The sequence below is a fragment of the Pararhodobacter sp. genome (assembly GCF_034676075.1).
Classification (GTDB): domain Bacteria; phylum Pseudomonadota; class Alphaproteobacteria; order Rhodobacterales; family Rhodobacteraceae; genus Pararhodobacter.
In genome coordinates this window covers 1-8,644 of sequence record NZ_JAUCCQ010000155.1, presented here as the reverse complement: position 1 = coordinate 8,644, position 8,644 = coordinate 1, and the positions used below count along the sequence as shown (strand labels likewise).

The following is an 8,644-nucleotide window of genomic DNA, read 5'->3' as shown; positions in this document are numbered from 1 at the left end:
CTCAAGGGGGTGGAAAACCCCCTTGAGCGGGGGGCGCGGGGGGCTGGCCCCCCGCTTCCTGCGGGACCTCGACGCCGGTGAGGGGCTTGCCTCGGGGCGGTGGCTCGCCCAGGGTTCTTGCGCTGGGTCAAGGCGGGCGCGGTGCAGGCGGTTAGAACAGGCGCATGGATGAGGCACAAACCACAGGGGCGGTGTTCCGGGTCTCGGGGCTGACGCGGGTCTATCGGACCGGCGCGGTCGAGGTGCAGGCGCTGCGGGGCGTCGATCTGGCGCTGGCCGAGGGCGAGCTGGTGGTGCTGCTGGGCGCCTCGGGCTCGGGCAAGTCGACGCTTCTCAATATCCTCGGCGGGCTCGACCGGCCCAGCGGCGGGCGGGTGTTCTTCCGCCAGACCGAGCTCACGCGCGCCTCGGACCGGGCGCTGACCGCCTTTCGCCGCGACCATGTGGGCTTCGTCTTCCAGTTCTACAACCTGGTCCCCAGCCTGACCGCGCGCGAGAATGTGGCGCTGGTGACCGAGATCGCCCGCCATCCGATGCGCCCCGAGGAGGCACTGGAGCGCGTGGGCCTCGGCGCGCGGATGGATCATTTCCCGGCCGAACTCTCGGGCGGCGAGCAGCAGCGGGTGGCCATCGCCCGGGCCATCGCCAAACGCCCCGACGTGCTGCTTTGCGACGAGCCGACCGGGGCGCTCGACAGCGCGACCGGGGTGCAGGTGCTGGAGGCGCTGACCGCGGTCAATGCCGATCTCGGCACCGCCACCGTCATGGTCACGCATAACGCGGCGATCCGGAAGATCGCGCATCGCGTGGTCCGCATGGGCGACGGCCAGATCAAGGCCGACGAGCGCAACGAGACCCGACTTGAGCCCCGCGAGGTCAGCTGGTGAGGGCGCTCGACCGCAAGATGCTGCGCGATCTGCGGCGGGTCTGGGCGCAGGCCCTGGCCATCGCCGCGGTGCTGGCCTGCGGCATCCTGATGATGGTCGGCATGTCGATGACCCGGGCCACGCTCAGCGGCACGCAGGCGGCCTATTACGAGCGCGCCCGCTTCGCCGATGCCTTCGCCTCGCTGACCCGGGCCCCGGCCTCGCTGGTGGCTGAGGCGCAGGCGCTCGACGGCGTGGCGCAGGCCGAGGGGCGGATCGGCTTTCAGGCGGTGCTGGATCTGGCGGGGCAGGAGGCCCCGGCCTCGGCGCGGATCGTTTCGCTGCCGGCGACCGGGGCGGTGCTGAACCTGCCGGTGCTGCGCCGGGGACGCCTGCCCGATCCGCTGCAACCCGACGAGGTGGCGATCAACGAACCCTTCGGCGAGGCCAATGGCCTGCTGCCCGGCACCAGTTTCCGCGCCGTGCTGAACGGGCGGTTGAGGGAGCTGACCGTCACCGGCTGGGTCCTCTCGCCCGAATTCGTCTACACGATCGCGCCGGGCGCCATGATGCCCGACGACCGGCGCTATGGCGTGGTCTGGATGGGGCAGGCGGCGGCCGAGGCGGCGATGGACATGGGCGGCGCGGTCAACGAGATTGCCCTGCGCCTGACCCGGGGCGCCGATGAGCGCGCGGTGGTCGAGGCGCTGGACCGGCTGATCGACCCTTACGGCGGGACCGGCGCCTATGGCCGTGACCGGCAGATGAGCCACGCCTTTCTCGACGGCGAGATGAGCCAGCTCACGGTCATGGCCTCCTCCATCCCGCCGATCTTCCTGCTGGTCGCCGCCTTTCTGGTCAACATGGTGCTGGGGCGGCTGATCAAGATGGAGCGCACGCAGATCGGCCTTCTGAAGGCCATCGGCTATGGCTCGGCCGAGATCGCCTGGCATTACCTGAAACTGGCGCTGCTGATCGGTGTCACCGGCGCCGGGCTGGGGGTGCTGGCCGGGCAATGGATCGGCACCGGACTGATCGCCCAGTACCAGCAGTATTTCCGCTTTCCGGTCTATCTGCGCGACCCGGCCACCGGCACGATGCTGCTGGCGGGCGGGCTGGGGCTCGCCACGGCGGCGCTGGGCGGCCTGCAGGCGGTCCGGGCCTCGGTCCGGCTGCCCCCGGCCGAGGCGATGTCGCCCCCGGCGCCGCCCGCCTTCTCGCGCGGATGGCTCGACCGGGCGGTCAGCGCGCTGCAGGTGCGGCAGACCAGCATGATGATCCTGCGCTCGATCCTGCGCTGGCCGGGCCGGGCAGCGATCACGCTCTTCGGCGTCATGACCTCGGTCGCGCTGCTGGTTGCCAGTTACTTCATGATCGATTCCGTGCAGATCATGGCCGACACGCTCTTCACCCAGTCGAACCGCCAGCAGGTGACGCTGGTCCTGTCGCGGGCCCAGCCCGAACGCGCCGTGCTGGACGCGCTCAGCCTGCCCGGGGTGCGGCAGGCCGAGGGCGCCTTTTCGATGCCGGTCCGGCTGGTGCATGGCCATCGCGAACGGCTGACCGCGGTCTCGGCCCATGTCGAGGGCGAGGCGCTGGCGCGGCTTCTGGACGACAACGGGCAGGAAGTGCCGCTGCCCGCCGAGGGGCTGGTCCTGCCCGAGCGGCTGGCGGCGGCGCTGGACGTGGCGGTGGGCGACAGCCTGCGGCTGGAGATGCTGGCGGCGCCGCGCGCGGTGCTGGAGCTGCCGGTCGCCCGGATCATCGCCCAGGGCATGGGGCAGGAGGCGCATATCGCCGCCGCCCCCCTCTTTGCGGCGATGGGCGTGGCACCGCAGGTCAACCGCATCCATCTGCTGGCCGACCCCGAGGCACTGCCCGCCCTCAACACGGCGATCAAGTCGGTGCCCGCGGTCGCGGGTCTGACCGACTGGCACGAGGTGCGCCGCCAGTTCGACGCCACCTTGCAGACCAGCATGGTGACCATGCTGACCATGCAGACGATCATCGGGCTGATGACGGCGGTGGGCGTGGTCTATAACGCCGCCCGCATCCAGGTGTCCGAACGCAGCCACGAACTGGCCTCGCTCAGGGTGCTGGGTTTCACCCGCTGGGAGGTGGGCTTCGTGCTGGTGGGCGAGATCATGCTGCTGACGCTGCTGGCGATTCCACTGGGCTGGGCGCTGGGCTATGGGCTGGCGGCGGGGCTGGTCGGGGCGATGTCGAGCGATCTGATCTCGATCCCCTTCGTGATCACCCGGCGCACCTATGCGATGGCGGCGCTGGCGGTCTTCGCGGCCTCGCTGGGGGCGGTGCTTCTGGTGCGGCGGCGGCTCGACCGGGTGGATCTGGCAATGGCGCTGAAGGCGCGGGAATGAGGAGAGGCGGATGAGCTGGACACGGCGGATCGCGGTCGCGGGCGGCGCCCTGGTGCTGGCGGGCGGGCTGGGCTGGGCGCTCTGGCCCGCGCCCGCGGCGGTGGATTTCGCGACGGTGACGCGGGGCGATCTGCGCGTCACCGTCTCGGCCGAGGGGATCACCCGGGTGCGCGAGCCCTATTCGGTCACCGCACCCATCGCCGGGATCGTCGAGCGCTCGCCGGTGGCGGTGGGCGATGCGGTGGTGCGGGGCGAGACGGTGCTGGCGGTGATCCGCCCGGCCGCGCCCGCGCTGATGGACGCCCGCAGCCGCGCCCAGGCAGAGGCGGCGGTGCGCGAGGCCGAGGCGGCGCTGGCACTGGCCGAGACCAATCTGCGCGGCGCGCTCAGCGCGGTCAGCCGGGCGCAGGGCGAGTTGCAGCGGGCGCGGGCCCTGCGCGCCTCGGGCACGATCTCGCAACACGCGCTCGAGGATACCGAGACCGCCTTCACCGAGGCCTCGCAGGCGCTGGCCGCGGCCCGGCAGGAACGCGACCTGCAACAGGCGGTGCTGGGCCGGGCCCGGGCGCAGCTGATGGAACCGGGGGGCGACGAGGGCGTGACCTCGGCGGTGCCGCTCTTCGCGCCGATCTCGGGCACGGTGCTCTCGGTCGAGGACCCCTCGTCGCGGCTGGTCGCCGCCGGGGCGCCGCTGCTGGCGCTGGGGGATCTGGGCGATCTGGATCTGGAGACCGACCTTCTGTCCACGGATGCCGTGCGGGTGGCCGAGGGCGCCCCGGCGCTTGTCGAGCGCTGGGGCGGCGCGGGGCAGCTCGACGCCGTGGTCCGCCGGATCGAGCCCGCTGCCTTCACCCGCGTTTCGGCCCTGGGGATCGAGGAGCAGCGCGTGCGGCTCAGGCTCGATTTCACCACCCCGCCCGAGGCGCGCCCGGGGCTGGGCGACCGCTACCGGGTCTTCGTGCGGGTGGTGGTCTGGGAGGGAAGCGACCTGCTGCTGGTGCCGCAGGCCGCGCTCTTCCGGGTGGGGGGCGGCTGGGCGGTGTTCCGAGCGCTGGACGGCCGCGCCGTGGAAACCCCGGTCGAGATCGGCCAGCAGGCCGAGGGCATGGCCGAGGTGCTGTCGGGGCTGGAGGCGGGGGCGGTGGTGATCCTCTACCCCGCCTCGACGCTCAGCGACGGCGCGGCGGTGGCGGCGCGTGCTGACTAGGCTCGGCGCCCGTCGCGGGCACCCGGGGGGCCAGCCCCCCGGACCCCCCGGGATATTTGAGGCGCAAAGAAGGGCTTAAGTTCTTCTTAACCTTGATCTTTGCGCCTCAAATATCCTGCGGGAGGGTCCGGGAGGGTGCAAAACCCTCCCGGGGTCGCGGCGGGCGCCGCGCTCAGAGGATGAAGCGGAAGGTCCGGTCCAGCGGCAGTTCCCGCGCCCGCGTACCGGTCAGGGCGAAGAGCGCATTGGCCAGGGCCGGGGCGGCGGGCGGGGTGCCGGGTTCGCCGACGCCGCCGATATGCGGATTGTCCTGCAGGATCCGCGTCTCGATCCGCGGCGCGCCGGGCATGCGCAGCCCGTCGGTGTCGGGGAAGTTGCGCTGTTCCACCATCCCGTCGGCGAAGGTGATCTGTCCGTGCACCGCCGCCGAGAGCCCGTAGATCAGCCCGCCCTCCATCTGCGCCCGCAGGTTCTGCGGGTCGATGGCGATGCCCGCGTCGCAGGCGATCCAGGCCCGGGCGATGCGGATGCCCGCGTCCTCCTGCACCACCTCGATCACCTGCGCCACCGGCGTGCCGAAGGACCAGACCATCGCCACGCCCATCGCCGTGCCGGGGGCCCGGGGGCGGTCCCAGTCCGACATCGCGCGCACCGCCTCCAGCACGCCCGCCGCCACCGGGCTTTCGGGCCGCGCCAGCTCCAGCCGGAAGTCCAGCGGGTCGCGGCCTGCCTCATGGGCCAGCTCGTCGATGAAACTCTCCATGACGAAGCCGTTGTGGCTGGAGCCGACCGAGCGCCAGGGGCCGATCGGCAGCGGCATGTCGGTGGTGTAGCCGCGGATGCGGTAGCGCGGGATGGCAGAGGGCTGATCGAACAGCCCCTCGACCAGCGCCCGGTCCGGCCCCATCGCCGAGAAGCCGAAATAGCGCGGCAGCAGCTGGCCCATGACGCCTTGCCCGGCGATCTGGCCGTCCAGCAACGTCGCCCGCCCGCCGTCGACCTTGCCGCGCATCCGGGCGATCACCGCCGGGCGATAGAAGTCATGCGTCATGTCCTCTTCCCGCGACCAGGTGAGTTGCACGGGCGTGCCGGGTATCTCTCGCGCCACCCGCGCCGCCAGGACCGAGAAATCGTATTCCCCGCGCCGCCCGAAACCGCCGCCCATGGCGGTGGTGTTGACGGTGACGGCCTCGCGCGCGATCCCCAGCGCCTCGGCCACGCGGCGCTCTTGCAACAGAGGCGACTGGTTCGGCGACCAGAGGGTCAGCCTGTCCCCGTCCCAGAGCGCGGTGGCGTTCTGCGGTTCCATCGGCGCATGGGCCAGATAGGGCAGGCGGTATTCGGCGCTGATCTCGGTGCCCGGCTGATCCTCGTCGCCGTCGTCGCGCATCGTGGAATTGGGGCTGTCGTCGAAGGCGGCCTCGATCGTCGCCATGATCGCCGCCTGATCGGCGGGGTAGGGGGCCTCGGACCAGTCAGGCGCCAGCGCCTCGGCGCCCTGGAACGCCGCCCAGGTGTTGCGGGCGATCACCGCCACGCCGGTGCCGAGGTCGATGACCCGCTCCACCCCCGGCACGGCCAGCGCCGGTGCGGTGTCGACGCTGCGCATCGTACCGCCCAGACGCGGAGTCATCCGCACGGTGGCGAATTTCATCCCCGGCAGGCGGGTGTCGATGCCATAGGCCTGGGTGCCGGTGACCTTGGCCGGCATGTCGACGCGCGGCACCTCGGTGCCGATCAGCCGCCATTCGGCGCGCGGCCGGGGATCCACCTGCGGCGGCTCGATCCGCGCGGCGGCCTCGGCCAGATCGGCATAGGCAAGCCGCGTGCCGTCCGGGGCGACCACGGCGCCCGCTTCGGTCCTGAGCCGGGCCACCGGAACGTTGAGCCGGGCGCTCGCGGCCAGTTTCAGCGCCTCGCGGGCCGAGGCCCCGGCGTGGCGCATCTTCTCGTAGCCGTCGCGGATCGAGGTGGAGCCGCCGGTGATCTGCGTGCCGAGGAGCTTGCCGACCTCGCCCACCGCGCCGCCGATGCTGCGCATCCAGTCGGACATGGCGTAATCGGGCACCGGGAACAGCGATTCGCCCATCGCCGCGTTGTAATAGGCAGCGGAAGCCGGGCCATGGGCCACGCGGACCGCCTGCCAGTCGACGTCCAGTTCCTCGGCCACCAGCATGGCCAGCGCGGATTGCGCTCCCTGGCCCATGTCGGCGCGGCCCGAGACGACGGTGATGCCGTCCTGGTCGATCACCAGAAAGGCGTTCATCGCCGCGCCCTGGGACGGGTCCAGCGGGTTGGGGATCGGCTGGCGGACCTTCCAGACGCCGAAGGCCACGCCCCCGGTGATGGCGGCGGCGCCGACCAGGAAACCGCGGCGGGTGATGGTGCCGAGGCGGCTCATATCGCGTCCTCCCGCATCTGGGTGGCGGCGTCGTGGATGGCGGCGCGGATCCGGTTGTAGGTGCCGCAGCGGCAGAGGTTGCCCGCCATCGCCTCGTCAATCTCGGCGTCGGTCGGATCGGGGGTGCGGGACAGAAGGTCCGCGGCCTGCATGATCTGGCCAGACTGGCAATAGCCGCATTGGGCTACCTGATGGCGCAGCCAGGCGGCCTGCACGGCATGCATCGCCGCCGGATTGCCCAGCCCCTCGATGGTGGTGACCTCGCCCCAGACATCGCCCAGCGCCACCTGGCAGCTGCGCATCGCTTCGCCGTCGATATGCACGGTGCAGGCGCCGCAGGCCCCCACGCCGCAGCCGAATTTGGTGCCGGTCATGCCCAGTTCGTCGCGCAACACCCACAGCAGCGGGGTGTCGTCGGGTGCGTCGATCACCTGGGCGGTGCCGTTGATGGTCAGGGTCGTTGGCATGGGAACCTCCCGAATCGGCCGTCCGCTTACGTTTTGACACTATTGCGCAAAAATGTCAGTGTGTAAATTGACAAACTGAACGGAAAGTGTCATCGCTTCAGCATGGCCAGCCAGACCTTGCCGATTGATGAAGACGATCCCCGCCGCGCCGCGATCCTGGCTGCGGCGGTCGAGGTCTTTGCGCGCTATGGCTTCAAGCGCACGGCGATGGAGGATATCGCCCGTGCGGCCGGGGTCTCGCGCGCGGCGCTCTATCTGCATTACCGCAACAAGCAGGATATCTTCCGCTCGCTGGTGCAGGGCTATTTCGAACTGACCGAGGCGCGGATGCAGGCGGCGCTGGTGCCGGGCCTCGACCCGGAAACGGCGCTGCGCGGGGCTTTCGAGGCCAAGCTCGGCCCCGAGATGATGCCGCTCATCGAATCGCCGCATGGCGAGGAGCTGATCGACGCCAATTTCGTCACCGCCGCGGATCTGGTCGAGGCGGCCGAGGCACGGCTGGCGGGCATGATCGCCGATTGGCTGCGGGCCGAGGCCGAGGCGGGGCGCGTGACGCTGGCGGCCTTCGACGGCGAGGCGGCCGCGATGGCCGAGGCCATCGTTGCGGCGCTGCACGGCCTCAAGCATCAGGTGCCCAGCTATGCCGCGCTCAGGATCGCGATGGCGCGGCTGGCGCGGCTTATCGCCCGGGGCCTCAGGCCCTAGAGCACCGATACCCGCGTGCCGGGGCCGACCCGTTCGGACAGGTCGATGACATCGTGGTTGATCATGCGGAAACAGCCCGACGAGGCGGCGCGGCCGATGGAGCGCCAGCTGGGCGTGCCATGGATGCGGATGCCCTCGTCATGGCCGGTCGCCATCGTGCGCAGGTACAGCGCGCGGGCGCCCAGCGGGTTGCGGGGACCGCCCGGCTGGCCCTCGGCCCATTGTTCGAGCGCGGGGTCGCGTTCGATCATCGAGGGCGTCGGCGTCCAGGTCGGCCAGCGGGCTTTGCGGTAGATCTCGGCCTCGCCGCGCCACAACATCCCCTCGCGGCCGACCGAGACGCCGTAGCGCAGGGCGTAGCCGTTCTCCAGCACCAGATGCAGGGCGCGCTGGTCGGGCAGGATGACGATCTGGCCGGGTACCTGATCCCCCTCCCAGGGCACGACCTGACGGCGCAGGCCCTCGGGGACTTCCTCGATCGGTACGGCGGGGACGGTGAAGCGGCCATCGGCGCGGGTGGCGTAGTCGAGAACGGGAAGCTCGGGCGGCGGCGGCGCGACCATGACGCAGCCGGCGACGGGGAGCGTGGCGAGACCGGCGAGCAGCGCGCGGCGGGACAG

The 8,644-nt window shown here is 71.5% G+C and carries 7 protein-coding genes; 4 read left to right on the top strand and 3 right to left on the bottom strand.

Annotation, left to right across the window (positions count from 1 at the left end; all coding sequences use genetic code 11):
* Positions 1–164 precede the first annotated feature (164 nt).
* From VDQ18_RS21690 to VDQ18_RS21680, 3 genes are read left to right on the top strand one after another with little or no spacing between them, the layout of a single operon-like run.
* A complete protein-coding gene (locus tag VDQ18_RS21690) occupies positions 165–887 on the top strand; it encodes an ABC transporter ATP-binding protein (protein ID WP_323022951.1) in 723 nt (240 codons plus the stop codon).
* Positions 884–3,244, top strand: a complete 2,361-nt coding sequence (locus VDQ18_RS21685) for an ABC transporter permease (protein WP_323022950.1) — start codon at positions 884–886, stop codon at positions 3,242–3,244. Before VDQ18_RS21690 ends, VDQ18_RS21685 begins: the two co-directional genes overlap by 4 nt.
* Before the next feature lie 10 nt (positions 3,245–3,254).
* Complete coding sequence (locus tag VDQ18_RS21680; RefSeq protein WP_323022949.1) at positions 3,255–4,451, top strand: efflux RND transporter periplasmic adaptor subunit; 1,197 nt, start codon at positions 3,255–3,257, stop codon at positions 4,449–4,451.
* A 172-nt stretch (positions 4,452–4,623) separates the two neighbouring features.
* On the opposite strand, the gene VDQ18_RS21675 is transcribed toward VDQ18_RS21680, so the two are convergent.
* Positions 4,624–6,852 (bottom strand): xanthine dehydrogenase family protein molybdopterin-binding subunit, encoded by a 2,229-nt coding sequence (locus VDQ18_RS21675; RefSeq protein ID WP_323022948.1) that lies wholly within the window; start codon positions 6,850–6,852, stop codon positions 4,624–4,626.
* Positions 6,849–7,319, bottom strand: coding sequence for a (2Fe-2S)-binding protein (locus VDQ18_RS21670; protein WP_323022947.1), 471 nt, complete (start codon positions 7,317–7,319; stop codon positions 6,849–6,851). The genes VDQ18_RS21675 and VDQ18_RS21670 overlap by 4 nt, the downstream gene beginning before the upstream one ends.
* Positions 7,320–7,421: 102 nt before the next feature.
* Here VDQ18_RS21670 and VDQ18_RS21665 point away from each other — a divergent pair, with 102 nt between their 5' ends.
* Positions 7,422–8,024: a helix-turn-helix domain-containing protein gene (locus VDQ18_RS21665; RefSeq protein ID WP_323022946.1), complete on the top strand. Its 603-nt coding sequence runs from the start codon at positions 7,422–7,424 to the stop codon at positions 8,022–8,024.
* Here the strand turns inward: VDQ18_RS21665 and VDQ18_RS21660 are convergent.
* The coding region (locus VDQ18_RS21660; protein ID WP_323022945.1) for a L,D-transpeptidase at positions 8,021–8,644 on the bottom strand (624 nt) is incomplete at its 5' end. The two genes, VDQ18_RS21665 and VDQ18_RS21660, sit on opposite strands and share 4 nt — an antisense overlap.